Consider the following 25365-nt stretch of genomic DNA (forward strand, 5'->3'; position numbering starts at 1 on the left):
AAGATTGCTTGCGCTCTCTCCATCGCTTCTGGCGGTAGCACCTCTCCGGTGGAGTCCGGATGGTTGCTGCGGCGTCAATGAGCCAGATCTCTCGGCCGCTCGGGATGGTCCCGACTATTCTCGCAACTGTTACGGGCGGCGACCAAGAATATTTAGCCGCATTGCGTTCTCCCGGGAGTTTGCCGAGTGCGCGGGATATCAACAATGTTTTCCACAGCTGCGAAGAGGCTCTGGCCGTGGAACTGCATATCTGGACATCCTCTTGACTATGCAGAACGTGGATCCCATTGCAGAGTATGTGGCACGGTACGGGGGTACGCTCAAAGCCGCGGACTTGGCCAAGGCGGGCTTCGGGTCTTACCGCATCAAGGCAGCCATCGCGCATGGGGACATCGTTGCGCTGAGGAGGGGACTCGTTGGAACGCCAAATGCTGACCCGGTTCTCCGCGCTGCGCTGATGCCGGGCGGGTTGCTCACTTGTGTCTCAGCCGCCAAAGAGCTCGGCTTATGGACCATTAAGGATCCGGGACAAGTGCATGTGTGGACACACAACGGCCGGCACACCGGCCCCTTCGTCAAGCACCGCGGGCAGCTGTTGGGCGAGCGAGGCCCGGGCAATTACGTCGCAGTCCTCGACTGCGTCCTTCATGCCATTCGTTGCCGTCCCCGCCTGGAAGCACTGGTGATTGCAGAGTCGGCAGTGCGACGGACAGCAGTAACCCGGGATCAACTGTTGGAACTCTTGCCAGGTAGGCGGAACGGTGTCCGGCGGGAAGTGGTTAGCAGCATTGGGGTCGACGCCGATTCACCGCTTGAAGTCATTGCCCGGGATCTGTTCCGCACGGCAGGACTTCATGTAGAAACTCAGGTGCAGGTCCGAGGCGTTGGACGCGTGGACATGATCGTCGAGCGATGCCTCATCGTCGAGCTGGACGGCTTCGACTTTCACTGGGACCGCGTTTCCTTTCGCAAAGACCGGAAGCGAAACAACGCCGCGGTCCTGAGCGGTTATCCTTCTTTGCGCTACCTGTTCGAGGACCTGGTATTCACGCCGGAGAAAGTCGTGGCCGAGGTAAAAGCGGCAGTTCGTCGAGTGGCCTGAAGCGAGTGATGCGCGAACGATGGATGCTCGAGCCCACGTTCAAGCCTAACGGTCCATGTTTCGGAACCTGCTGAGGCTGTGACTAGGCATGATGCAGATGCCTCCTTTAAAACATGGGCTCAAGCGGGGGCCCGGAGCGGTAGCCAGCCTCGGGCCCGGGGCGTGGGGCCGGCTGCGGTTCCCGCCCCGCGCCCCACCCCCGGGGCCCGAACCTACCGCGCCTCGCAGATCTCCTTGATGTCCGCGATGCAGGGCTCATTCTGCAGGCTCGTGGTGTCGCCCAACGTGCTGCCCTCGAACAGCTGGGTCAGCAGACGCCGCATGATCTTGCCGGACCGGGTCTTGGGCACGTCCGGGACAAACACGATCTCGCGCGGCTTGGCGATCGGCCCGATCTGCGTCGCAACATGCGCGCGCAACTCGGCAGCAGCCGCAGCCTGCTCAACCGTCGGCTCGGCGGCCGTGGACGCGGCGATCAGCGACTTGTCCGCCGGCACCACAAACGCGGTTGCCGCGTGGCCGGTCTTCGCGTCAAACGTGGGGCAGACGCCGGCCTCCACCACCGCCGGGTGCGAGACCAGGGCGGACTCGATCTCAATGGTGGACAAGCGGTGGCCGGAAATGTTGATCACGTCATCCGTGCGGCCCAGGATCCAGGTGTCGCCGTCGTCGTCGAAACGTGCGCCGTCGCCAGCCAGGAACCAGCCCTGGTCCGCGTACTTCTCCCAGTAGGAGGTGAAGTAGCGCTCCGGGTTGCCCCATACCGTCCGCGCCATCGAGGGCCCGGTCTTGGTGACCACGATGTTGCCCTGGACGTTCGCGCCCACGCGGGCACCGGCGTCGTCGACAATGTCAGTGGCAACGCCGGGCAAGGCGCGGGTGGCGCAGCCGGGCTTGAAGGACGCGTCCGTCTGGCGCGGCGAGAGGATGGTCGCGCCGGTTTCGGACTGCCACCACGTATCCACCATGGGAACGCCGGACGCCGGATCCCCGGTCAGCGAATCGCGGCCAATCTGGGTGCGCAGCCAGCGCCATGCCTCGGGGTTCACGGCCTCGCCCACCGTGCCGCACAGGCGGATGGAGCTCAGGTCGTAGTCGGCGGGGATGCCGTCCGGGAACCAGCCCATCAGGGAGCGGACCAGGGTGGGCGCGGTGTAGTAGCTGGTCACGCCGTAGCGCTGGATGATCTCGAAGTGGCGGCCCGGATGCGGCGTGTTCGGCGTGCCCTCGAAGATGACCTGCGTGACACCGTTGGACAGCGGGCCGTAGATCTCGTAGGTATGCGCGGTGACCCAGGCCAGGTCCGCGGTGCACCAGTGGACGTCGCCGTCGCGCTGGGCCGGATCCGGGTTGCTGAACAGGTACTCGTGGCTGAAGGAGGCCTGCGTCAGGTAGCCGCCGGTGGTGTGGACCAGGCCCTTCGGCTGGCCGGTGGTGCCGGAGGTGTACATGATGAACAGCGGCGTTTCGGCGTCGAACGCCTCGGGCTCGTGGACCTCGGAGGCGGTGTCGACGACGTCGTGCCACCAGACGTCGCGGCCTTCCACCCAGTTGATGTCTGTGTGGCCGGTCCGGTTGATCACCAGGACATGCTCGATCGCGTTGTCCCCGGCAACGGCTTCATCCGCGTTGGCCTTGACCGGGACGGCCTGGCCGCGGCGGAACTGGCCGTCGGTGGTGACCAGCAGCTTGGCGCGGGTGTCCTCGACGCGGAACTTCAGTGCCTCGGAGGAGAAGCCGCCGAAGACCAGCGAGTGCACGGCGCCGATGCGGGCGCAGGCCAGCGTGATGACCACGGTCTCCACGATCACCGGCAGGTAGATGACCACGCGGTCGCCCTTGGTGATGCCCAGCGCCAGCAGCGCGTTGGCCGCCTTGGAAACCTCGCGCTGCAGATCCGCGTAGGTGACGGTGCGGCGGTCGCCCGGCTCGCCCTCGAAATGCAGGGCCACCTTGTCGCCGCGGCCGGCCTCCACATGGCGGTCGGCGCAGTTGTAGGCGGCGTTGAGCTTGCCGCCGTCGAACCAGCGCAGCTCCGGTCCGCGGCGCGCCTCGGTATCCACCGGGGTGGCGGAGTGCGCAGTGTGCCAGGGCTCGGCCCAGTCCAGGCGCCGGGCGGCCGCCTCCCAGAACGCGATGCGCTCGGTCTCGGTCTGCGGCTCGGCCCAGGCGATGGCCGGGGTCTCCGGCGCGGGGGTCTGTCCGGCGGTGGTTTCGGCTACATTTATGCCCATCGTTTTACTGCCCATTTCTCCGCGACTCCCAGGAGCGCGTCGGTTATCTTTCCAATGACGGCCAGCAGGACGATCGCCAGCAGCAACCGGTCGGTGCGGCCATTATTCTGTGAGTCCGTCAGCAGGAAGCCTAGTCCCATCGACGAAGCGATCAGTTCCGCCGCCACCAGGAACAGCCACGCCTGCGCCAGCGCGAGCCGAAGTCCGGAAAACACCGAAGGAACGACGGCGGGAAGCTGCACCGTGGTCAGCAGTTTCAGACCCTTGAGCCCGAAGGCCCGGCCGGCTTCCACCAGGTTGCGGTCCACGTGGCGCAGCGCCAGCGACACCGTGGTGAAGACGGGGAAGAAGGCGCCGATCAGGATCAGCGTGACCTTGGAGTCCTCGCCGATCTTCATCCACAGGATCAGCAACGGCACCCACGCCAGGGACGGAACCGCACGCAGGGCGCCGATCAGCGGCGCCAGCAGGACATCGGCCCAGCGGGACAGGCCCACCAAGGCACCGAACGCCAGGCCCAGAGCGGCGCCGAACGCGAAGCCGATCAGCACGCGCTGGGTCGAGATCGCAATATGCGTAGCCAGCTCGCCGCGCTGGATCAGGTCGGCCGCCGCCTCGAACACCATGGCCGGCGGCGGCAGCTGGACCACGCTGAAGAGGCCTGCGGAGGTGCTCCACTGCCAGGCCGCGATGAGCGCGGCGGGAATAAGCAGTCCAAGGAACAGGCGCGCCCAGCCATGGTCCAGTACCCCGGCCGGGGACCATCCGTTTGCCGGGGAGCGGTCCTGTGAAGGACCTGCCGGACCCGGCTGGGCTGCGCCTGCGGTTGTTACCGTCACGCCAGTAGCCTCGAGGCCTTCTTTACTGGTGGCGATAACGCTGTTGCCGGTGGCTCCAGAATTCCCAATGTGCGTCATCAGGATTCCTTGATGGCTGACGGATCAGCCTTGAGCACCAGCGAGTCTACGAGAAGCGTGTCGACGGCGTCGTCGATCTGCTTCTGGCTGGCCACGTCGCCGGTTTCGACGAAGGCCGGGCCGATCTTCTCCAGCACGGCGCGCTGCACCTCGCCCGGCGCCGGATCGACGTCGAGGTTGCTGCGCTCGGTGATCACCGTGGTGGCTACCTCGAGGTCCAGTCCGGCGACGTCGGCGAGAATCTGCGCGGTCTCTTCCGGGTTCTCGGCGGCCCAGGCACGCGCCTTCTCATACGCGTTGACCACGGTCTGCGCCAGTTCCGGCTCTTCCTCGAGGAAGGATTCGGTGGCGTTCAGGAAGCCGTAGGTGTTGAAGTCCAGGTTCCGGTAGAACAGCTCCGCGCCCTCCTGCTCGGCGCCGGCCATGATCGGATCCAGGCCGGACCACGCGTCCACAGAGCCGTTGTTCAGCGCGCTCCAGCCGTCGGCGTGCTGCAGGTTCTGCACGGTCACGTCCTCCGGGGTCAGCCCGGCTTCCTCAAGGGACTGCAGCAGGAAGAAGTACGGATCGGTGCCCTTGGTGGCGGCCACGGACTTGCCCTTGAGGTCCTCGACCTTCTCGATGCCGGACTCCTTCAGCGCCACCAGGGCGGACCACTCGGGCTGGGAATAGAGGTCGATGGTCTTGATCGGCGAACCGTTGGCGCGGGCCAGCAGGGCGGCGGAACCGGCAGTGGAGCCAACATCGACGGCGCCCGAACGCAGTGCCTCGTTGGCCTTGTTGGAACCGGCGGACTGGATCCAGTTGACCTCAACGCCGTCCTCGGCCAGCGTGGCTTCGAGCCAGCCCTTTTCCTTGATGATCAGGCTCAACGGGTTGTAAGTGGCGAAGTCGATGTTCAGGACACCGTCGCCGGCGGCCCCTGCCGCGGCGGTGGCTTCGGAATCCTCGCCGGCCACGCAGCCGGTCAGGGCCAAGGAAGCGGAGGCGGCAACGGCGGCCGCTCCGAAGAGGGAACGGCGGGAAAAGCGGCTGGCAAGCGACATGATTGATCCTTCAAAAGTAGTGCGGAACAGGAGACGATCCGCGGAACACGGGTGTAACGGGCCGCAATGGACCCGGCATAGCTCAGGAGAAAACAGGGGAGTACGACGGCGCTACCGGCCGCCGTACCAGTCGGGCAGCGTTAGTGGCCGTCGACGCCGAGGCTGGCCAGCAGGGAGCTGCGCATTCGGGCCAGCTCCACGGAACCACGGTCACGCGGGCGGTCGCCGGGGACATCGACGGTACGCACGATGGTGGCGCCGTCGTGCTCTTTGCCGGTTTCCTTGCCCAGCACGATGATCCGGTCGGCCAACTGCAGGGCCTCGTCGACGTCGTGCGTGACCAGCAGGACGGTGGTCGGTTCGGCTGTGTGGACGTCCAGCAGCAGATCCTGCATCTTGATCCGGGTCAGCGCGTCCAAAGCGCCGAACGGCTCATCGAGCAGCAGCACGCCGGGGTTGCGGGCAAGGGCGCGGGCCAGCGAGGCGCGCTGGGCCATGCCGCCGGAGACCTCGCGCGGCCGGTGCTTGGCGAACTTGTCCAGCCCCACCAGCTCCAGCAGGCGGGCGACCTTGGACTTGCCCTGTTTCGCGCTGGTGCCCGTGGGCATGCCGATGGCCACGTTGGCCTGCAGCGTGTGCCAGGGCAGCAGTCGCGGTTCCTGGAAGGCGAAGGCGCAGCGCGAATCGATGCCCTGGACCGGCGTGCCGTCAATGTCCACGGAGCCCGCGCTGGGGGCGTCGAGCCCGGCCGCGGCGCGCAGCAGCGTGGACTTGCCGCAGCCGCTGGGGCCGAGGATGGCGAGGACTTCACCGCGCCGGACGTCGAAGTTGATGTCGCGGAGCACGGTGTGGGCGGCGTTCCCGGTGCCGAAGGTGCGGCGCAGCGCGCGGAAGGAAACCGGCAATGCCGAGGCATGGTGGGCCGGGTCGACGCTGCTGGAAGAGGCCGAGCTGGAAGGGGTCGCCGGTCGCACAGACGGGATTACTGCAGTCATGAGATCACTCCATCGATCCTGGCAGTAGCACCCTACGGAGCAAGCCTTGCGGCGCAGCTTTCGCTTAGCCGTTCCCGTGGCTTGTCACCTCGTTATCGCCGGGAACCAGGGGAGGTTTCCAACGACCAGGGTTGCTGCGGCTTCATCGATCCAGGTCTCTCGGCCGCTCGGGATGGTCAACGCCAACTAAACTGCACGCAAGGCCCATCCGGCAAGGCGGCTGTAACAATCCCGCGTAATAAAGCCGGGCCGAAAAGGGCGATCACCCACCGTCTGCCGGCAGCTTGGCCGCCTAGCCCCTGTTCGGATGGGCCCAAACCGCCGTCCAGATTGCCATAACCGCCGTCCACTGTGCAGATAATGCCCTTTCCCGGCGGGCAAAAGGGCATTATCTGCACAGTCAGCGGGAGGCAGCGGTGCAGATTACCGGGGAGGCTACTTCCAGAGGCGCTTGGTGGCGAGGTCCGCGCCCTGGCCCAGCGCCTCAAGCTTGGCGATTGCGATCTGCGGGTGCACGCGTCCGCCGAGGCCGCAGTCGGTGGAGGCGATGACGTTTTCGCGGCCCACCAGCCGGGCGAAGCGCTCAATCCGGTCCGCCACCAGTTCGGGATGCTCGACGACGTTGGTCGCATGGGAGACCACGCCCGGAATGATGGACTTGCCCTCGGGCAGCTTCGTGTCTTCCCAGATGCGCCATTCGTGCTCGTGACGGACGTTGGCGGCCTCGAAGGAGTACGCGCCGGCGTTGATCTGCAGCACCGAATCGATGATGTCCGCGAACGGGATGTCGGTGGTGTGTGGGCCGTGCCAGGAGCCCCAGCAGACGTGCAGCCGGATCTGCTCCTGCGGCAGGTCGCGCAGCGCCCAGTTGGTGGCCTCGACGCGCAGCTGGATGAACTTCAGGTAGTCCTCCAGGCTGGGCTCCGGGTTGATCTGATCCCAGCTCTCCGCCAGGGACGGGTCATCGAGCTGGACCGTCAGGCCGGCGTCGATAATCGCTTTGTATTCCTCACGCATGGCATCGGCACACGCGTACAGCAGCTCTTCGTCCGTCTTGTAGTACTCGTTGGCCACGCGGGCGCAGGACCCGGGGGACAGCGCGGCCACGAAACCTTCGGACAGCCCGGCGGCGTCGAGGCCCTTCTTGAGGTTGGTCACGTCCGACTTCACCAGGTCATGCCCGGTGTAGGTCAGCGGACCGGCGATCTTCGGCTGCGTGACGGACTTGCGGTGCGCCAGGATGCCCGAGGACGGATCGTTGTAGGCGTCATTGAACTTCTGCCGGTCGCGGCGGTCCGGGAAGGATGTCAGCACAATGTTGCCGGGGGAAGAGCGGCGCACTTCGGCATCGGCCCAACGGTCCACATTGGTCGGTTCGAGTCCGCCCAGGCGCGCGAAGGAGTAGTTCCACCAGGCGCCGTAATCAACGGAACTGGCCATGGCATGCCCGTACTCGCCGTCGTTCGGTATATCGATGCCCAGGTTCCGCTGGCGAGCGACGACGTCGATCACCGAGGTTTCGAGCAGGTCCAGGAATTCCGGGGTAATTCCGTTGGCTTCCTTCGACTCGTTGGCGGCCAGCAGTTCCGGCGTGCGGGGCAACGAACCGGCGTGGGTGACGCGGATGTGGTCAGTGTTTGAGGACATGGTGGAGTTCCTTTCCATCGGTCCTGGCAGTAGCACCGTTGCCCGTGTTCAGCCTGACGGCTTGTTCAAGGGGGCGGGTTGCTGCGGCTTCATCGATCCAGGTCTCTCGGCCGCTCGGGATGGGTCCTCCCACTAAATGGCATTTCGAGTTGCCGGCGCAAGTCCGCCAACCGCGCCCCGCCATTCCCGAGTGAATGTGACGCCGGTAGGCTGGCGGCATGGCGCATCAGAATGATCCCGAAGTCATCAAGCGGCTGCTGAGCACCCCGGCACGCTGGGCCGTGGTAGGCCTCTCCAACAATCCCCGCCGCGTGGCGCTGAGCGTGTCCCGCTACATGATGGACCGGCTGGACATGGAGATCCTTCCGGTCAGCCTCAAGGGCGACGACGTCCACGGGCAAAAGGGGTACAAGAAGCTGGCGGAGATCCCGGGCGAGATCGACGTGGTGAACTGCTTTGTGAACTCGCAGAAGGTCGGCCCCGTGGTGGACCAGGCGATCGAGGTCGGCGCGAAGGCCGTGTGGCTGCAACTCGGTGTGATCGACGAAGCCGCGGCGGAACGGGCCAAGGCCGCCGGGCTGGACGTTGTCATGGACACCTGCCCGAAGATCGAGGCGCCGTACCTCGGCCTGTAGCGGTGGGCCTGTAGCCGGGCCTGTGTAGCTGCCGGGCGTAGCTGTGCCGCATTCACATAACTTCATTTTTGTTTGGGGGAGCCCGGCTCCTCGGCATACTGAACTCCAAGATCAAGAGTCCCAACGACAAGCTCTGGCTGGTTGGGCGGCAACCCTCTCCCGTAGTGGGGTGCCCCAGATGAGGATCTGGCCGTGCACAATCCGTGTCCGGCAAGTACGGCCCCCTCCCGGCTGCGTCCCCTTCTTTTGGATTGTTGCGCGCCGCAGGCAGGCGGGAGCCTCTGCCCAGGAGTACTTCATGACCGACAACGCATTCTCCAAGGCCGCCGCCAAGTACCGGCCGATCTTCGCACGAATCGCCGCCGGTGCACTGGACCGTGAACAGGCCCGGGAACTGCCGTTCGAGCAGATCGGCTGGCTGAAGGAAGCCGGCTTCGGCGCCGCGCGCATCCCCACGGAATTCGGCGGGGACGGCCTGAGCTGGGAAGAATTTACCCAGCTGCTCATCGAGCTCGCCGCCGCGGACAGCAACATTCCGCAGGCCCTGCGCTCGCACATCGCCCTGACGGAGGAACACCTCTACCACCATCACCGCGAAGACCGCAGCGTCTGGCTGCAGCGGTTCGCCAACGGTCAGCTGGCCGGCAATGCGTGGACCGAGCCCGGTGTCGGCGGCACGGGCACCGTGCTGGACGAAGCCCGCGACAAGCTGGTGCTGAACGGGCGCAAGTTCTACACCACCGGCACCATCTTCGCCGACTGGATTGATGTGACGGCCAAACGCCCGGACGGATCGGACGTCTCCGTCATCATTTCCACCAAGACCGCCGGCGTGGAGACCTTCGACGACTGGGACGGCTTCGGCCAGCGGCTCACAGGCAGCGGGACCACGGTATTCACCGACGCCGAAGTGGACCCGGCCAACGTCTCGGCCTTCGCCGACCGCTTCCCCTACCAGACGGCCCTGTACCAGCACATCCTGCTGGTCAGCCTGGCCGGCATCGCCAAGGCCGTGGTCACCGACGTTGCCGCGAACGTCCGCGAGCGGAAGCGCGTCTTCGGCCACGGCAACGCCCCGCTGGTGCGTAACGACGCCCAGATCCTGCAGGTTGTCGGCGAAATCAGCGCCAAGGCCTACGCCGCGGAAGCCACCACCCTGCGCGTGGCCCAGAGCCTCGACCGGGTCTTCGCTTCAAGATTGCAAAACGACGACGCCGAAAAGGCGGCCAACATCGCCGTCGAACTTGAATCCGGCCAGGCGCAGATTGTGCTGAGCGCTCTGGTGCCCGACGCGGCGGGAGCCCTGTTCAATGTGCTGGGTGCATCCTCGACCAGCACGGGCAAGGCGCTGGACCGGCACTGGCGCAATGCCCGCACCGTGGCCACGCACAACCCGTTCATTTACAAGTCGCGGATCGTCGGCGACTGGGAGGTCAACGCTACGGAACCGCCCTACGTCTGGACCATTGGTGTCGCCGGCGCCGATGCTGGCCGGGAAGCTGCCGGCTCGAATGCAGAAGCGAATTACGCTAAGGCCTCGAAGTGAGCATTGCCAGCCCTGCGAAAGCTGCTTCGCAAACAGAAACCGGCGCTCCTCGCCTGTCCGGCCGCCTCGGCGTCGCAAGCATCGTCTTGATCGTGGTGGCCGCCGCATCGCCGCTCGGGGTCATTGGCGGCACTGTGCCGTTGGCCATTGCCAGCGGCAACGGGGCCGGACTGCCCTTCATTTACCTGCTTGCGACGGGCATCCTCCTGCTGTTCTCCGTCGGCTTCACCACGATGACGCCGCATGTTCCCACCGCCGGTGCCTTCTACAGTTACATCGAGAAGGGGCTGGGCCGACGCGCGGGTTTGGGCGGCGCGTTCGTGGCGCTGCTGTCCTACCTGGCCTTGGAAGCCGGGGTCTATGGCCTGTTCGCACCAGCCGTGGACGAAGTGGTCCGTGCCTACGGCGGACCGGAACTGCCCTGGTGGCTCTGGGCTGCGGCGGCGTTGGTGGCCGTGGCCTGGCTGGGACACAGGAACATCGAGGTCTCCGGCAAGGTGCTGGCCGTCCTGCTGGTGGCCGAAGTGGTTATCGTCCTGGTACTTGACGCCTTCATCGTCTTCGGCGGGGGCGGCCCCGAGGGCCTGTCAACAGGATTCGTCACGCCGTCCACAGTCCTGTCCGGCGCCCCGGGCATCGCGTTGCTGTTCGCCATCCTCAGCTTCATCGGCTTCGAGGCCACCGCGATCTTCCGCGACGAAGCCCGCGATCCGGACAAGACAATTCCCCGGGCCACCTACCTGGCCTTGATCATAGTGGGCGGCTTCTACGCACTCTCCACCTGGCTGCTGATCAGTGCCTGGGGAGATGGGCCGATCGTACAAAAAGCCACGGATGCCCCCGGCACCCTCCTGTCCGAAACTACTGCACTCTATCTGGGCACGGCGGGCAGCCACATCGTCCAGGTGCTGCTGGCCACCAGCCTCTTCGCCTGCATCCTGTCCTTCCACAACATTGGTTCGCGCTATTTCTTCCAACTGGCGGGACGGGACGTCTTTTCGCGGAAGCTCGCACGGACGCATGCCCGGCACAACTCGCCGCATCTCGCTTCCATCGTGGACAACGCGGTAGTAGCCCTGTTCCTGCTGACGGCTGTTGTCGCCGGCTGGGACCCGATCGTCCAGTTCTACACCTGGTTCGCCGGCTTCGCCTCCCTCGGGATAGTGGTGCTGATGACATTGACCAGCGTGGCGGTGCTCGTGTTCTTCCGGCGCCAGCAAACAGCAGTGATCGATTGGAGGCGGTCCGTCGCGCCGGCACTCGGATTCGTAGGCCTGCTGGGAATTCTGGTGCTGATCCTGCAGAACCTGCCCTCGCTGGTCGGCAACAGCACTGCGTTGGCGGTCGCCGTCGTCGTACTTATCCTGCTGGGTTTTGCAGCGGGCGCCGCCATCGCTTCCCGGCAGCAACGGTTGCGGGCGCGCGAAAAGCAGCCGGGTGATTACCCGGTGTGACGTACGAATTTCACGCCGCCGTTGGACTGCGGTGGAATGAACTTGTAACCATCCCGAGCGGCTGAGAGACCTGGCTCTATGACGCCGCAGCAACCCTGGTCACGACGAATCTCCCTGGATTCGCGTTGATAACAAGGAACTTGTCGAGGGCTGCGCCGAACTAGCGCAGTAAGACCTGTTCCGTAGGGTGCTACTGCCAGGACCGATGGAGTAAGCGCCTCAACCGGTCCCTCCCACTGCCTTCTGCCGTGGTCCGATCGGATGTGCGCTGCATCTTCTCGGCTGACGCCAAAGGAGAGACAGTAATGAGCACCACCGCAAACCCTTCCCCGCCTAAGAAAATGACTACGAAGGTCGCCGTCGCCAGCTTCATCGGCACGACGATCGAAGGCTATGACTTTGTCCTGTACGGGCTCGCAGCGGCCACCGTTTTCGGGCCATTGTTCTTCGCCCCGGCCGAACCGCTGGTCGGCACCATCGCCGCCTTTGCCACTTACGCTGTCGGCTTCGTCGCCCGTCCGGTCGGCGGGATTCTCGGCGGCCACTTCGGCGACCGGATCGGTCGCAAGACCGTGCTGGTTGCCTCGCTGCTGCTGACCGGTCTGGCCACCACCGCCATCGGTCTGCTGCCGATCTACGCACAGATCGGCTGGGTCGCCCCCGTACTGTTGCTGCTGCTGCGTGTTCTCCAGGGCATCGGCTACGGGGCCGAATGGGCCGGTGCGGCACTGATGACGGTGGAGCACGCCAAACCGAAGCGCCGCGGGCTGACCAGCAGTGCCACACAGCTGGGGCCGACCTCCGGCATGCTGCTGGCCACGGGCGTGCTGCTGGTGCTGGAGAACTCCATGACCAACGAACAGTTCCTGGCCTGGGGCTGGCGGATCCCCTTCGTGGCCAGCCTGCTGCTGGTCGCCGTCGGACTGGTGATCCGGTTGTCCGTTGAAGACAGCGCAGAGTTCAAGCGTGTACAGCAGGTGGAAAAGGTTGCTGACCGCCCGGTGCTGGAGAGCATCAAGACCCACCCGCGGCAGGTTGTGCTCACTACCGGCCTCCGAATTGCGCAAAACGCCTTCTACTACGTTTACACCGTCTTCATCCTGACGTACCTGACGCAGGTCTCCGGTACGGACCGCAATACCGGCCTGGCCGCCGTGCTGATCGCGTCCGCGCTGGGCCTGGTCACCGTCCCGCTGTGGGGCTGGCTGTCGGATGTCATCGGCCGGCGCAGGGTTTACCTCTTCGGGGCAGTCAGCAGCGCCGTGGCCGTCATCCCGTTCTTCTGGCTGCTCGACAGCGGGGTGTTCTTCCTGATCGTCCTCGGCGTGGTGTTCGGCCTGAACGTCGGACATGACGCCATGTACGGTCCGCAGGCGGCGTTCTTCTCCGAGCTGTTCAGCACACGCGTCCGGTTCAGCGGGGTCTCCCTCGGCTACCAACTCGGCTCGGTACTCGGCGGCGGCCTGGCACCCCTGGTGGCGACGGCTTTGCTGGCAGCCGGCGGCGGGAATCCGGTCTGGGTCATCGTGTACTTCCTCGGCGTCTCAGCCATCACCATCATCGCCACGCTCAAGGCTCCCGAGACGAAGGACCGCCCGTTGTCCGGGAACGAGCAGGCCGATACGAAGCCGGAGCTCGTCTCCGCTTCCTGACCCGAGCCGGGACCCGGCAACCGCAGCTTCATAGAAAGGGGCCTGTTTTGGCCACCGAGAGTACGCGCTACCCGCAGGGGCGACCCCGCCTGCTGCTGAGCGCCTTCGTCATGAACACCAACAGCCACATCATGGGCGGACAATGGCGCCACCCGCAGGCGCAGCAGCACCGCTTCAATGACCTGCAGCTCTGGACGGACCTGGCCCGGCAGTTGGAAGAAGCGAAGTTCGACGCCCTGTTCTTCGCCGACGTCGTGGGCCTTTACGGCGACGACGACGGCGGCTGGGCCTCGCACATCCGGCGTGGCCTGCAGGTGCCGGCCAATGATCCTCTCATCCTGCTGGGTGCCCTGGCCGGGGCAACCCGGGAGATCGGGCTGGCTGCGACCTCGTCGGTGATCCAGAGCCATCCGTTCCAGTTCGCCCGGCAGATGTCCACCCTTGACCACATCTCCAATGGTCGCGCAGCCTGGAACATCGTGACCAGCGCCTTGGAGAATGCACACCGGAACTTTGGCGGCAGCGGTCTGGCCGCGCACGAAGACCGGTACGCCTGGGCCGAAGAGTACGTCTCCGCGGTCTACAAACTGTGGGAAGGCTCCTGGGACGACGGCGCGCTGGTCCAGGACAAGGCGGCCGGAGTTCACGCGGATCCGGAGAAGGTCCATAAGATCTACCACCGCGGCGAACGGTACTCGATCGACGGACCGCACCTGTCCTCGCCGTCGCCCCAGCGGACCCCGGTGCTGTTCCAGGCCGGGAGCTCGGGCCGCGGACAGGAGTTCTGCGCCGCCAATGCCGAGGCGACCTTCATGCTGGCGGCGCATCCCGAAGCCGCCGCCGCATACACCGCAGCCGTGCGGAGCCAGACGGTTGCGGCCGGGCGCAGGGCCGAGGATCTGAAGTTCTTCCAGGGGCTGCATTTTATCGTCGGCGGCACCGAGGCGGAGGCGGACCGCAAAGAAGCCGAACTGGATGAATACCTGGACTCCGGAGCGATGATCGCCCACATCGCCGGCGGTCTCGGCGTAGATCTGGGCGGACTGGATCCGGACACGCCGCTGGGCGATTTCCAGACGGAAGGCACGCAGGGACACCTGGAGAGCCTGCGCAAATCGGTCCCCGGAGGCAACCCGACCTTGCGCGATATCGCCAACTTCCGCGGGCGGGCCCACCGGGTCAAGGGAACCCCGGAACAGATTGCCGACCGGCTGGAGCAGTGGCAGGACGCCGGCGTGGACGGCATCAACATCATCAACCAGATCCTGCCCGGTTCCTACACGGACTTCATCGACGGAGTGCTGCCGGAACTGCGCAGCAGGGGACTGGCACAGACAGAGTACGCGCCGGGAAGCTTCCGGGAAAAGCTGTTCGGCGGCGGCGAGGGCTACAACGGGCCGCAGCTCAACGACCGGCACCCCGCACGTCAGTACCGCGGCGCCTTCGACGAATTCTCAGCCGCAGCACAGAACAAGGTTTTGGAAGGAAGACGATGACGGAAACTATCGCGAACGAGCGCACCGAGACCGCGGAAGCAACCTACGAGCGGTTGGCCGGCCGCTTTCGGCCGGTCTTCGAGCGGATCGCCCAGGGGGCACTGGACCGGGAACTGAACAGGATCCTGCCGTTCGAACAAGTTGCGTGGCTGAACGCGGCAGGCTTCGGGAAACTGCGGGTGCCGCTGGAGCATGGCGGCGACGGTGTCTCCTTCGAGCACTTCTTCCGCCTCCTGATCGAACTTGCGGCGGCGGACTCCAGCGTCGCCCACCTGTACCGCTCGCACTTCGCCTTCGTCGAGACGGTTGGCCTGGAAGGCGAGGAGTTTGCCCGCCGCTGGTATCCGCGCATTGTGGCCGGCGAGATCTTTGGCAACGCGGCCACGGAGAAGGCCGGAAACGCGCTGGGCACCACGAACACCAAGCTGGTCAGGGACGGCGGGAGGTGGCTGCTCAACGGTGAAAAGTACTACACCACCGGCAGCATCTTCGCGGAGTGGATCGCGGTCATGGCCAGTACCGACGGTGTCGAGGGCCGCCAGTACGCCGTCGTCAATACCAAGCAGGCGGGCGTGGAGATCGTTGACGACTGGGACGGCTTCGGCCAGCAGCTGACCGGGACGGGGACAACCTACTTCCGCGATGCCGTGGTGGAGCCGGCCGACGTTATCGAACGCAAGCCGTCGAGCACGCACGAACCTGCATTCTTCCAGCTGGTGCTGCTCGCCGTACTGGCAGGGATTGGCAATGCGGCGCTCGCGGACGCGAAGATCCTGGTGCGGAACCGCAAGCGGACCTTTAACACCGGAACCGGCGAACTGTTCCGCAATGACCCGCTGATCCTCCAGCTCGTCGGCCAGCTGTCGGCCAAAGCATTCGCCGCCGAATCGGTGGTCCTGACCGCGGCACGGGAACTGGATGCCGCGGCAGACAAGTCCCTTTCGCTCGACGACGTTCAGCGTTACGTCCGCGGGGAAGCTGCTGTGGAGAAGGCGCAGATCGTTGTTCCGGAGCTGGTTCTTGAGGCCACCGGGCAGCTGTTTGACGTCACGGGAGCAAGCGCGACATCCAGGGGCAAAGCGCTGGACCGCCATTGGCGCAACGCTCGGACCGTAGCCACGCACAATCCCACCGTCTTCAAGGCGCGGACCATCGGCGACTATGAGGTCAACGGCACCACGCCCGAGGGACTCCACAGCATCGGTGATGCACCGGCCAAGTCCTGAACGGGGATGCCGACGGCAGTCGCGGACGGCGGGTGCGCGAAAAGCAGCCGGGGGATTACCCGGTATGACGTAAGGATTTCGCGCCCGCCGCCGGACTGCGGTGGAATGGAGCTGTAACCATCCAGAGCGGCTGAGAGACCTGGCTCGTTGACGCCGCAGCAACCCCCTCTTTGAGGAAGGTGCTACCGCCAGGACCGATGGAGATCCAAAATTCTTTCGGTAGCCGCCGCGGTATTCGTCAGCGACCGCAGCTACCGGTGTAGGGGCTCTTCACGGTCATGAAGGAGTCTGAAATGACATTGGTACCCGCCCCCAGGCAAATCCGCTTCAACGCCTTCGACATGAACTGCGTTGGACACCAGTCGCCCGGTCTGTGGCGCCATCCCCAGGACAAGTCCGCCGATTACAAGACCATCGGCTACTGGACGCACCTGGCGAAGGTGCTGGAAGAGGGCCTCTTCGACGGTCTCTTCATCGCCGATGTGCTGGGCACCTACGACGTGTTCGGCGGCTCAAACGAAGTCACGCTCCGCGCGGGTACACAGGTCCCGGTCAACGATCCGTTCATGCTGGTTTCGGCTATGGCCGCGGTGACCGAGAACCTTGGTTTCGGCCTCACTGCCGGCACCGCCTATGAGCATCCGTACCCCTTCGCCCGGCGACTGGCCACGCTGGACCACCTGACCAACGGCCGCGTCGGCTGGAATGTGGTCACGGGTTACCTGCCGTCTGCAGCGCGCAACATGGGCCAAACGGACCAGATGGAGCACGACGAGCGGTACGCCCACGCCGACGAGTACCTTGAGGTGGTTTACAAGCTGCTCGAAGGTTCCTGGGAAGAAGACGCCGTGGTCAAGGACCGGGAAGCCGGTGTCTTTGTGGATCCGGCCAAGGTGCACGAGATCGGCCACGAGGGTAAGTACTTCAAGGTCCCCGGCATCGCCATTACTGAGCCGAGCCCGCAGCGCACCCCGGTCATCTTCCAAGCCGGCGCATCCAAGCGCGGGACCGAGTTCGCGGCAACGAATGCCGAAGCCGTTTTCGTCACGTGCCCGACCAAGGAAATGCTGGCCGCTTCAGTCAAGAAGATCCGCGATGCGGTGGAGGCAGCCGGCCGCGGCCGCTACGACGTTCGCATCTACGCGATGCAGACCGTTGTGACCGGTCCGGACAGCGCCACCGCTCAGGCCAAGTTCGAGGACTACAAGTCCTACGCGGACGTCAACGGTGCACTGGCGCTGATCTCAGGTTGGATGGGTGTGGACCTGTCCAGCTACGGGCCGGACGACGTGATCGGCGAGAACGTGAAGTCCAACGCCATCCAGTCCTCCGTGGAGACGTTCCAGAAGGCCTCGGGCGACGACGGCAAGCCGTGGACCATTCGACAGTTGGCCGAATGGGTCGGCGTCGGCGGTTTTGGACCGATCACCGTTGGTTCCGGCGAGGAAGTTGCCAAGAAGCTCATCGAGTGGGTGGACGAGACCGATGTGGATGGCTTCAACCTGGCTTACGCCATCACACCGGGTACCTTTGAGGACATCGTCGAATTCGTTGTTCCGGAACTGCAAAAGCGTGGCGCCTACCCGACCAAGTACGCGGAAGGAACGCTGCGCAACAAGCTGTTCGGCAAGGGCGACCGGCTGCCGGAGCAGCACCGGGGTGCCGGCTATCGCCTCGGCGCAGCCGTCTCCGCTTCCTGACTTAGTCGGTGAGGCTTTCCTGACCCAGGCCCGGGGCGGCGTCAGGAATCCGGTACGCGTAGGCCCGGTGCGTGCCCGCTACATCTTGGCGTAGCGGGCACGCGCGCCCAAGTACAGTCCGTAGCAGATGAGGCCGAGGGCCACCACAATCAGCGCGGCGTCGCCGAAGGGCTGTTCTTTCAGCGCCTTCAGTGCGCCGTCGAGACCCTTGGCTTCCTCTGCATCCTGGTGGAACGCCGCGACCGAGAAAAGAATGCCAAGCACCAACAGCGCAGCCCCCTTGCCCACGTAGCCGAAAGAACCGGCCCAGCCGATGCCGATCCTCGTGCCGCCCGGGGGCAGGGGTTTCAGATCGTTTAGGAACTTCTGCGTAATGCCTCTGTAGATGTAGAAGGCTCCAGCGATGGCGATGCCGGCGCCGATCAGGAAAAGCACCAGCGCTCCGCCGGGAAACGCCATCAATTGGGCGCTGGCGTCCTGTGAGGATTGACTGCTGTCGCTCTTGCCGCCAAGGGCATAGATGCCGAACGTAAAACCGATGGCGGCGAAGACGATTGCCAGACCGGCTGCCTTGAACCGTTTGCCCCACTTCTTTTTGGTTTCCAACCCGCGGTAACCGAATGCGGCGTCGGCGAGTTGCCACAGTGCCAAGGCGGCGCAGGCGATGAGCCCGGCCCACAGCAGGAAGACGCCTCCCGGTGTGCTGGCCAGCTGGGAGATAGCACCGGTTTGGTCTGCTTCCCCCGATGCCCCAAGGCCCAGCCGCAAGGCAATATAGCCAATCAGCAGATGCATCAGCCCGTTGGCGGCCCAGCCAAAGCGCGCCACCACTTCCAAAGTCTTCGACTCCGAGGCTTCCTCGGCGCCGTCTTTCGCCCTTTTCGCCTGGTGCTTCGCCTTCTCCACTTCGCCGCTCACGCGCGCACCTCCGCCTGCCTCGTACAGCCAAAGGCAACGCGCCCCGACAAGGGCGCGCCGCCGTCGTACTCCTGGAACCATCCTCCCACCAAAGACTTGGACCAGACTTGGAAAGCCCAACTTGTCCACAGGCGGACCGTCGATCTTCCTGCCCCCGGCCCCCGGCGGTAGGCTCGATGGGTGGACGGATCAACGCTGCGCGGCATGTGCCTGGACCTGCCGGGCGCTTTTGAGGACTTTCCCTTCGGGCCAGACGCCTCGGTGTTCAAGGTGCGGGCCGGCAGTAGCACCGCGAAGATGTTCGCGCTCTCGGACCTGGGCGCGGACCCGCTGAGCATCAGCCTCAAGTGCGAGCCGGCGCTGGCCGAGCAGCTGCGCGCCGCCCATCCGGAAATCACCGGCGCGTATCACATGAACAAAACGCACTGGAACGGCGTCCGCTGCGACGGTGAGCTGCCCGATGACATGATTCGCGACATGATCGAGGACTCCTATGACCTGGTGGTGGCCGGCATGCCCCGCCGCGACCGCGAATCCTTGGGCTGGACCAGGCTCGCGCGGGAGGAAGCGTGATTTCCCAGGACCTGCTCGATGAAGTGTGGGATTTCTCGGATCCGAAGGGTTCGGAACAGCGGCTGCGGGCGGCGGACACCAATAGGTTTGCGCTGCGTACCGACCGCGACGAGCTGGCGACCCAGATCGCGCGGGCCCTTGGGATGCAGTCCCGGTTTGCGGAAGCGCTGGACCTGCTGGCGCGGATTGACGACGGCGAACCGGTGGTCCTGGCCCGCATCCTGCTGGAGCGCGGAAGGATCCTGAACGCAAGCGGGCACCGGGCGGAGGCAGTGGGCCTGTTCGAAGACGCAGCGCATCTGGCCGCCGAGATCGGACAGGACTTCATCTCCGTGGACGCCATGCGGATGGTCGGGCAGGCGGACCCCTCGCTCGCCGAGGAGTGGGCGGAAAGCGGACTGGCGGTGATCGCGCGCAGCCAGGATCCGCGGCTGGAACGCTGGGCCAGGGACTTCCACACCGATCTGGGTGATGCAATGTACGACGGCGGTGCTGGCCAGAGTGCGTCCGTCCAGTCCCAGCAGGGTAGGGACAGCGGACAATGACGGGATGGGTTGACGGTTTCGACGTGAATGCAAAGCTCACCTATCCGGAGCACGGCTGGACACAGAGCAGCCGCGCCCCAAGGGGCTACCGGATTGCCCGGCATCGTGTGGCCGTGGGCGCGGGACGGGACGCGTTCAACCGGCTGGCTGAGGGCATACTGGGGTGGGAGCTGCACCGGCTGGCCGGGCTCACCGTCAGGGCCCAGGTTCCCCGGTCAGCGGAGGGCGTTCACGTGGTGCCCGGCTTCGGCTTCGGGAGATTGCGGCTGGCGGCGCCGTGCAGGGTTGTTTGGGTCGAGGAAAGCACCACACGTGCCGGGTTTGGCTACGGCACTTTGCCCGGTCATCCGGAAACGGGAGAAGAGAGTTTCGTGGCGGTGCTTGAGCCGGATGGCCAGGTGTATTTCGAGTTGTTTGCCTTCAGCCGGCACTCCAACTGGTTCTACAAGCTCGGCGGAGCGGTTGCCTCAGCCTGCCAGCGACTCGTCACCCGCCGGTACCTGGCTGCGGCGCGAAAGCTGGCATCCAGCATCTCAACGGATGCGTGAAAGGATGAAAGGACAGTTCTGATCGGAGCCGTGGACCGGTTTCGCCCAACAGGAAGGCAACAATCCGTGATCTTTATTGTGGTCAAGTTCAAGGTCAAGCCCGAGTTCGCAGACCAGTGGCCGGAGCTCGTCCGGGAGTTCACTGAAGCTACGCGGGCGGAGCCGGGCAATCTGTGGTTCGACTGGTCCCGCAGCGTTGACGATGCCAACGAGTACGTCCTGGTGGAAGCCTTCCAGGATGATGCAGCCGGTACGCACGTCAACAGCGAGCACTTCAAGAAGGCGATGGCCGAGCAGCCGCAGTACCTGCAGGAAACCCCGCGGATCATCAGCCGCCAGATCGACGGCGAAGACTGGGACCAGATGGGCGAAATGACCGTCGCCTGATCCAGGCTGAACTACGGGGCAGGGGTTTCGGCCGGGGCGTATAGTTCCCCGATCAGTTCGCGGGCAATGGCCGCGGCCGGATCCCGCCCATCCGCTGCGGGGGCCAGGTTTGTCCATACCACCAGGGTCAGGTCGTTGCCCGGATCGTGCCCCGCGAATGAGTTGAAGCCCGGCAGTTCGCCGGTATGGCCGTACAGCTCGCCGAACTTCGCTATGGCCATGCCGTACAGCAGAGAGTTCGGGTCGTCCGGATCCACCGGTTGGAGGCTGTCCAGCCGGATCTTCTGCATTTCCTCATTCAGGACTCCGCCACCGGTGAGGGCCTCGGCCCAGTCGGCCAGGTCACCCGCCGTCGACGTTCCCTGGCCCGCCGCCCAGGTCCACGAGGCGTTTTCGTCCGTGACGTCGTGCGGTTCCAGCGTTCCCTCCTGCGCCTGCGCGATCAGGTCCGCCGGCAGCTTGGTGCTCGCGATGGTCATCACGTTGTTCATGAACATGTAGCCCCGCGGGTGCGGCGAAGCGAGGGGCGTGGTGTCCGACGGCGGGAAGGCCGATTCCGTCAGCTCCAGCGGTTCGAGGATACGGTCCTGAATGGCCTCCGCCAGCGGTTTGCCGTCCAGCTCCTCGGCAATCAGCCCGAGCAGCACGGTATTGGTGTTCGAGTAGTGGTAGCCCTCGCCGGGCGGGAAATACACGGGCAGCGGCAGCGCGATATCCAGCAGTTCTTCCGGTGTCCAGACGCGCTGCGGGGTTTCGTCGAGGGCCAGGCTGAGCTCGTAGGACTCCGAGTAGTTGTAGAGCCCGCTACGCATGTTGAGCAGCTGCTCGATGGTGATGTTCTCGCCGTTCGGCACGTCATCCCGGTACTTCGAGACCGGGTCGTCCAGCTTGAGCTTGCCTTCCTGCACCAGCTGCAGGATGACCGTTCCGGTCCAGGTCTTGGTGATGGAGCCGATCCTAACGTGGTCCTCCAGTGTGACAGGGTTGCCACCTTCCAGCGCGTCCATACCGTAGGTGAAAGTGAACTCCTCCTCCGGCGTATGCAGCAGCATCACCGCGCCGGGAACCAGCAGTTCACCGGCCATGCTCTCAAAAATCCCGCGAAGCCTTTCCCCGTCTACCGGCCGCAGGCTCGGAGAGGCCGCTTCCGTCGGTGCTGCCTCCGACGTGGCCCCTCCCGATGATTCCGCCGTCGTCGCCGGCTCAGCCTCGACCGTTTCCATGGACTGCGGAGGGCCGCCCGAAGTGCACCCAGTGGCGCCGAGAAGGGCGGCCGCTGCCAGGCAAACGGCGGCAAACCAACTGCCGCGGGAACGGTTTCTGGGGCTGGGTGCTTGGGGCATGAGAGACTCCGGGTTGAAGTTTTCCGCCCCCGCTACTGACTGGCCGCAAGTCGCGCCAATCGCTACCGCCAAGATACTCCCTTTGGCCGCCGGGCAGAATAGCTGCCGGAGGCTTCATCGGAAATGCGCCCGCAACTGGGGTAAGCGGACAGCACCATCGCGCTCGCAATCCTCGTCCAGACCGATCGCGGCGCCGACGCCGAAGTCCGCACCTTTGCTTGGACAGCGACTTAAATGTCGTGCATTCGAGCTAAAACCGTATGCCCAGTGCCGCAGATAGGTCGGACTATTGACAGTGAATGTGAGCGGGGACACGCTTGGCGATTGAAGGGTTCACCCGTCTCAGGAGGCCACCATGCCCGCTGCCCGTCCCCACTCCACATCCCGCTCGGATTCCGCGTGCCCATCCGGCGTGATGTCCCGCATTCGCGCTGGAGGCCGATGGGCTGCGGCACTCGGGCTGTCGCTGCTGTTGGCCGCGACTGCCGCCCCGGCCCATGCTGAACCGGGTGCCCGACCGGTTCCTCAGAACGAGGACACTCCGGCAGCCCGGCACTCCCTGCGGGCGCCGGTGACGGACGAGAACTTCTACTTCGTGATGGCGGACCGGTTCGAGAACGGCAGTTCGGCCAACGACGACGGCGGGCTCGGCCCGGATCCGCTGGTCTCCGGGTTCGACCCGACGAAGAAGGGCTTCTACAACGGCGGGGACCTGGCGGGTTTGATCCAGCGCCTCGACTACATCCAGGGCCTTGGCACCACCTCGATCTGGCTGACGCCCAGCTTTAAGAACAAAGCGGTGCAGCTCGAGGACGGCCCTTCCGCCGGGTACCACGGCTACTGGATCACGGACTTCACTCAGATCGATCCGCACCTGGGCACCAACGAGGAGCTGAAGTCGCTCATCGACCAGGCGCATGAGCGAGGCATGAAGGTCTACTTCGACATCATCACCAACCACACCGCGGATGTGATCGGCTACGAGGAGGGCGCCCGGACCCCCTACCGCTCGAAGGACGAGTCGCCCTACCTGACGGCAGATGGTCAGCCCTTCGACGACCGCGACTACGCCGGCGGGGAGGACTTCCCCGAGCTGGATGCGGCGTCGTCGTTCCCTTACACCCCCGTGCTCGACGCGGACGAAGAGGACGTGAAGGTCCCCGGCTGGCTCAACGACCCGGAGCTGTACCACAACCGCGGGGACACCACCTTCGCGGGCGAGGACGCCTATTACGGTGACTTTTTCGGGCTGGACGACTTGTTTACCGAGCACCCGCAAGTGGTGGACGGTATGGTCGGGATCTACAAGACATGGATCGCGGACTTCGGGGTGGACGGTTTCCGGATCGACACGATGAAGCACGTCGACGACGAGTTCTGGCAGCAGTTCGGGCCGGAAGTGCTGGACTTCGCGCACAGCCAGGGCAAGGACGAATTCTTCATGTTTGGCGAGGTCTTTGACACCACCAAGGACTTCACCTCGCAGTTCACCACCCGCAACCGGATGCAGGCCGTGCTGGACTTCCCGTTCCAGGACGCCGCCCGGAACTTCGCCTCCCGTGGTCAGGACGCCGGGTCGCTGGAGGCGTTCTTCACCGGCGACGACTGGTACACGGACGCGGATTCCAACGCCTACCAGCTGCCCACGTTCCTAGGGAACCATGACATGGGCCGCATCGGCAGCTTCATCGTGGCGGACAACCCAGACGCCGGCGACGGCGAGTGGCTGGCGCGGGACCGGCTGGCGCACGAGCTGATGTACTTCTCGCGCGGCAACCCGGTCATCTACTACGGTGACGAGCAGGGCTTCACCGGGCCGGGCGGGGACCAGGACGCGCGGCAGACGCTCTTCGCCAGCGAGGTGCCAGAGTATCTCGACGACGACCTCATCGGCACGGATGCCACCCACGTCTCGGACAACTTCGATCCCGGCCAACCGCTCTACGCATCCATCGCGGACCTGGCGGCGCTGACCGCCGAGCACCCCGCGCTCCGGGACGGCGCCCAGCAACACCGCTATGCCTCGTCCGGGCCCGGGCTCTACGCTTTCTCGAGGATCGATGCGAGAGACCAGCGGGAATACGTCGTCGTGCTCAACAACAGCGAGCAGGAGCAGTCAGCGACCATCCCGACCTACATCCCGAAGCGCAACTTCACCCAGATCCACGGCGGTGACGATTCGGTGAAAACCGCGGACGACGGCGGCTTGGCCGTGACGGTACCGGCGCTGTCGTCGGCCGTGTACCAGTCCAGCGGGCGGATCCCGCATTCGAAGGCGGCGCCGGGTATCGAGTTGCAGGAGCCGGTGGCCGCTGTGGAGGACAACGGGCGCCTGCAGGTCACAGCCGACGTGGAAGGAAGCTCCTTCTACGAGGTCAGCTTCGAGGCCCGAGTGGCCGGCGGTGGCTGGGAGCCCGCAGGCACGGACGACAACGCCCCCTACCGGATCTACCATGACGTCGCAGACCTGGCGCCGGGGACCCCCGTCGAGTACCGCGCGGTGGTGCGCGATAACGGCGGCCACACGGAGGCGAGCGGGACCGTGTCGGCGGCAGTCCCGGAGCCCGCGGTTTCCATGGTGCTGCCGGAGGAAGGCGCCAGCGTTTCCGGCCGCGCGGAAGTCAGCGCGGTTGCCAGCCCCGAGAAAGCGACGCACGAGGTAGCCTTCGAGCGGCGGGTCGGGGACGGGGAATGGACGGCCATCGGCTCGGACGAATCCTCGCCGGCCTACACGGTCTTCGATGACCTGGAGCCGCTCGGGCTGGCCGACGGGACGCGGGTGCAGTACCGGGCGCTTCTGGGCGGCTCTGTGAGCGAGGTCCGCACCGTTGAGGTGGGCGACGTGGTGGTCCAGCCGCAGGCGGTTGCTGTTGCCGGCAGCCTGAACTCGGAGCTGGGTTGCACCGGTGACTGGTTGCCCGACTGCGCGCAGGCCCAGCTGACCTTCGACCCCGCGGACGGGACGTGGCGGCTGGAAGTGCCGGACCTTGCCAAGGGGTCCTATGAGTTCAAGGCCGCGCTGAACCGGTCTTGGGACGAGAACTACGGGGCGGACGGAGTGCGGAACGGGGCCAACATCGCGCTGGACCATCCTGGCGGTGCGGTCACCTTCCGCTATGACCACCGCCTCCGCCTGATCGAGGCAATCCCCGGGACAAACTAACCCGGCGCCACCACCCACCTTCCCTCCCACCACCCACTCCCGATCGAAGAGACAGCAGATGCCCTACCCAGCCATGGGAAGGGCCTCTGCTGCTCCCTCGTTCGACGGGTCCGCAGGGAATCCACGTAACGGCTGTGGATAACGTCCAGCGGCGCGCGCTGGCCGTTCAACATGGAGAGATGCGCTATCCGCAGGAGCTTCCCGATCATCTGGCCACCACTTCATTCCGCTGGCAGGA

20 protein-coding genes and 5 riboswitches are annotated in these 25365 nt (G+C 65.3%); of the genes, 13 read left to right on the plus strand and 7 right to left on the minus strand.

Going from position 1 to position 25365, the window contains the following annotated elements:
• Window positions 1-16: 16 nt before the first annotated feature.
• Window positions 17-111: riboswitch (SAM riboswitch) on the minus strand.
• Window positions 112-334: 223 nt separating this feature from the next.
• Window positions 335-1102, plus strand: a complete 768-nt coding sequence (locus AC3A4M_RS07780; protein ID WP_498735029.1) for a type IV toxin-antitoxin system AbiEi family antitoxin domain-containing protein — start codon at window positions 335-337, stop codon at window positions 1100-1102.
• A 212-nt stretch (window positions 1103-1314) separates the two neighbouring features.
• On the opposite strand, the gene acs is transcribed toward AC3A4M_RS07780, so the two are convergent.
• The 5 genes from acs to AC3A4M_RS07805 all read right to left on the minus strand — a co-directional run bounded on the left by acs (window position 1315) and on the right by AC3A4M_RS07805 (window position 7941).
• Entirely contained in the window at window positions 1315-3351 is a 2037-nt protein-coding gene (acs, locus tag AC3A4M_RS07785; RefSeq protein WP_498735031.1) for an acetate--CoA ligase, read from the minus strand.
• The gene (locus tag AC3A4M_RS07790; RefSeq protein WP_498733652.1) at window positions 3327-4253 is read right to left on the minus strand and encodes an ABC transporter permease; all 927 of its coding nucleotides are present in this window, start codon (window positions 4251-4253) and stop codon (window positions 3327-3329) included. Before AC3A4M_RS07790 ends, acs begins: the two co-directional genes overlap by 25 nt.
• Window positions 4253-5299, minus strand: coding sequence for an aliphatic sulfonate ABC transporter substrate-binding protein (locus tag AC3A4M_RS07795; RefSeq protein WP_498735033.1), 1047 nt, complete (start codon window positions 5297-5299; stop codon window positions 4253-4255). Before AC3A4M_RS07795 ends, AC3A4M_RS07790 begins: the two co-directional genes overlap by 1 nt.
• Before the next feature lie 140 nt (window positions 5300-5439).
• Window positions 5440-6294 carry an ABC transporter ATP-binding protein gene (locus AC3A4M_RS07800; RefSeq protein WP_498735034.1) on the minus strand — a complete coding sequence of 285 codons (855 nt, stop codon included), beginning with the start codon at window positions 6292-6294 and terminating at the stop codon, window positions 5440-5442.
• A gap of 435 nt (window positions 6295-6729) precedes the next feature.
• Window positions 6730-7941: a cobalamin-independent methionine synthase II family protein gene (locus AC3A4M_RS07805; RefSeq protein ID WP_498735036.1), complete on the minus strand. Its 1212-nt coding sequence runs from the start codon at window positions 7939-7941 to the stop codon at window positions 6730-6732.
• Between the two features lie 11 nt (window positions 7942-7952).
• A riboswitch (SAM riboswitch) is annotated at window positions 7953-8067 on the minus strand.
• A gap of 92 nt (window positions 8068-8159) precedes the next feature.
• On the opposite strand from AC3A4M_RS07805, the gene AC3A4M_RS07810 reads away from it, so the two are divergent.
• From AC3A4M_RS07810 to AC3A4M_RS07840, 7 genes are all read left to right on the plus strand, one after another.
• Window positions 8160-8576 (plus strand): CoA-binding protein, encoded by a 417-nt coding sequence (locus tag AC3A4M_RS07810; protein ID WP_498735037.1) that lies wholly within the window; start codon window positions 8160-8162, stop codon window positions 8574-8576.
• 109 nt (window positions 8577-8685) lie between these two features.
• Window positions 8686-8799, plus strand: a riboswitch (SAM riboswitch).
• 75 nt (window positions 8800-8874) lie between these two features.
• Window positions 8875-10122, plus strand: a complete 1248-nt coding sequence (locus AC3A4M_RS07815; RefSeq protein WP_498735039.1) for an acyl-CoA dehydrogenase family protein — start codon at window positions 8875-8877, stop codon at window positions 10120-10122.
• Window positions 10119-11576 carry an APC family permease gene (locus AC3A4M_RS07820; protein WP_498735041.1) on the plus strand — a complete coding sequence of 486 codons (1458 nt, stop codon included), beginning with the start codon at window positions 10119-10121 and terminating at the stop codon, window positions 11574-11576. The genes AC3A4M_RS07815 and AC3A4M_RS07820 overlap by 4 nt, the downstream gene beginning before the upstream one ends.
• 45 nt (window positions 11577-11621) lie before the next feature.
• A riboswitch (SAM riboswitch) is annotated at window positions 11622-11788 on the plus strand.
• A gap of 93 nt (window positions 11789-11881) precedes the next feature.
• The gene (locus AC3A4M_RS07825; protein WP_498735043.1) at window positions 11882-13228 is read left to right on the plus strand and encodes an MFS transporter; all 1347 of its coding nucleotides are present in this window, start codon (window positions 11882-11884) and stop codon (window positions 13226-13228) included.
• Between the two features lie 47 nt (window positions 13229-13275).
• On the plus strand, window positions 13276-14724 hold the full coding sequence (locus tag AC3A4M_RS07830) for an LLM class flavin-dependent oxidoreductase (RefSeq protein WP_498735044.1): 1449 nt from the start codon (window positions 13276-13278) through the stop codon (window positions 14722-14724).
• On the plus strand, window positions 14721-15950 hold the full coding sequence (locus tag AC3A4M_RS07835; RefSeq protein WP_498735045.1) for an acyl-CoA dehydrogenase family protein: 1230 nt from the start codon (window positions 14721-14723) through the stop codon (window positions 15948-15950). The genes AC3A4M_RS07830 and AC3A4M_RS07835 overlap by 4 nt, the downstream gene beginning before the upstream one ends.
• A gap of 114 nt (window positions 15951-16064) precedes the next feature.
• Window positions 16065-16154: riboswitch (SAM riboswitch) on the plus strand.
• Window positions 16155-16243: 89 nt separating this feature from the next.
• The gene (locus AC3A4M_RS07840; protein ID WP_498735046.1) at window positions 16244-17650 is read left to right on the plus strand and encodes an LLM class flavin-dependent oxidoreductase; all 1407 of its coding nucleotides are present in this window, start codon (window positions 16244-16246) and stop codon (window positions 17648-17650) included.
• A gap of 78 nt (window positions 17651-17728) precedes the next feature.
• On the opposite strand, the gene AC3A4M_RS07845 is transcribed toward AC3A4M_RS07840, so the two are convergent.
• Window positions 17729-18568 carry a DUF1206 domain-containing protein gene (locus AC3A4M_RS07845; protein WP_498735047.1) on the minus strand — a complete coding sequence of 280 codons (840 nt, stop codon included), beginning with the start codon at window positions 18566-18568 and terminating at the stop codon, window positions 17729-17731.
• A 180-nt stretch (window positions 18569-18748) separates the two neighbouring features.
• On the opposite strand from AC3A4M_RS07845, the gene AC3A4M_RS07850 reads away from it, so the two are divergent.
• The 4 genes from AC3A4M_RS07850 to AC3A4M_RS07865 all read left to right on the plus strand — a co-directional run bounded on the left by AC3A4M_RS07850 (window position 18749) and on the right by AC3A4M_RS07865 (window position 20621).
• Window positions 18749-19141, plus strand: a complete 393-nt coding sequence (locus tag AC3A4M_RS07850) for an MmcQ/YjbR family DNA-binding protein (protein ID WP_498735048.1) — start codon at window positions 18749-18751, stop codon at window positions 19139-19141.
• Window positions 19138-19686, plus strand: coding sequence for a hypothetical protein (locus AC3A4M_RS07855; RefSeq protein WP_498735050.1), 549 nt, complete (start codon window positions 19138-19140; stop codon window positions 19684-19686). Before AC3A4M_RS07850 ends, AC3A4M_RS07855 begins: the two co-directional genes overlap by 4 nt.
• On the plus strand, window positions 19683-20234 hold the full coding sequence (locus AC3A4M_RS07860) for a DUF1990 domain-containing protein (protein WP_498735051.1): 552 nt from the start codon (window positions 19683-19685) through the stop codon (window positions 20232-20234). The genes AC3A4M_RS07855 and AC3A4M_RS07860 overlap by 4 nt, the downstream gene beginning before the upstream one ends.
• 66 nt (window positions 20235-20300) lie before the next feature.
• Window positions 20301-20621 carry a putative quinol monooxygenase gene (locus AC3A4M_RS07865; RefSeq protein ID WP_074700108.1) on the plus strand — a complete coding sequence of 107 codons (321 nt, stop codon included), beginning with the start codon at window positions 20301-20303 and terminating at the stop codon, window positions 20619-20621.
• An 11-nt stretch (window positions 20622-20632) separates the two neighbouring features.
• Here AC3A4M_RS07865 and AC3A4M_RS07870 read toward each other — a convergent pair whose 3' ends face one another.
• Window positions 20633-21964 carry a serine hydrolase domain-containing protein gene (locus AC3A4M_RS07870; RefSeq protein WP_498735053.1) on the minus strand — a complete coding sequence of 444 codons (1332 nt, stop codon included), beginning with the start codon at window positions 21962-21964 and terminating at the stop codon, window positions 20633-20635.
• Window positions 21965-22319: 355 nt separating this feature from the next.
• On the opposite strand from AC3A4M_RS07870, the gene AC3A4M_RS07875 reads away from it, so the two are divergent.
• A complete protein-coding gene (locus AC3A4M_RS07875) occupies window positions 22320-25127 on the plus strand; it encodes an alpha-amylase family glycosyl hydrolase (RefSeq protein ID WP_498735054.1) in 2808 nt (935 codons plus the stop codon).
• Window positions 25128-25365 lie beyond the last annotated feature (238 nt).

It is taken from the genome of Arthrobacter sp. Soil_C_60 (assembly GCF_057656375.1).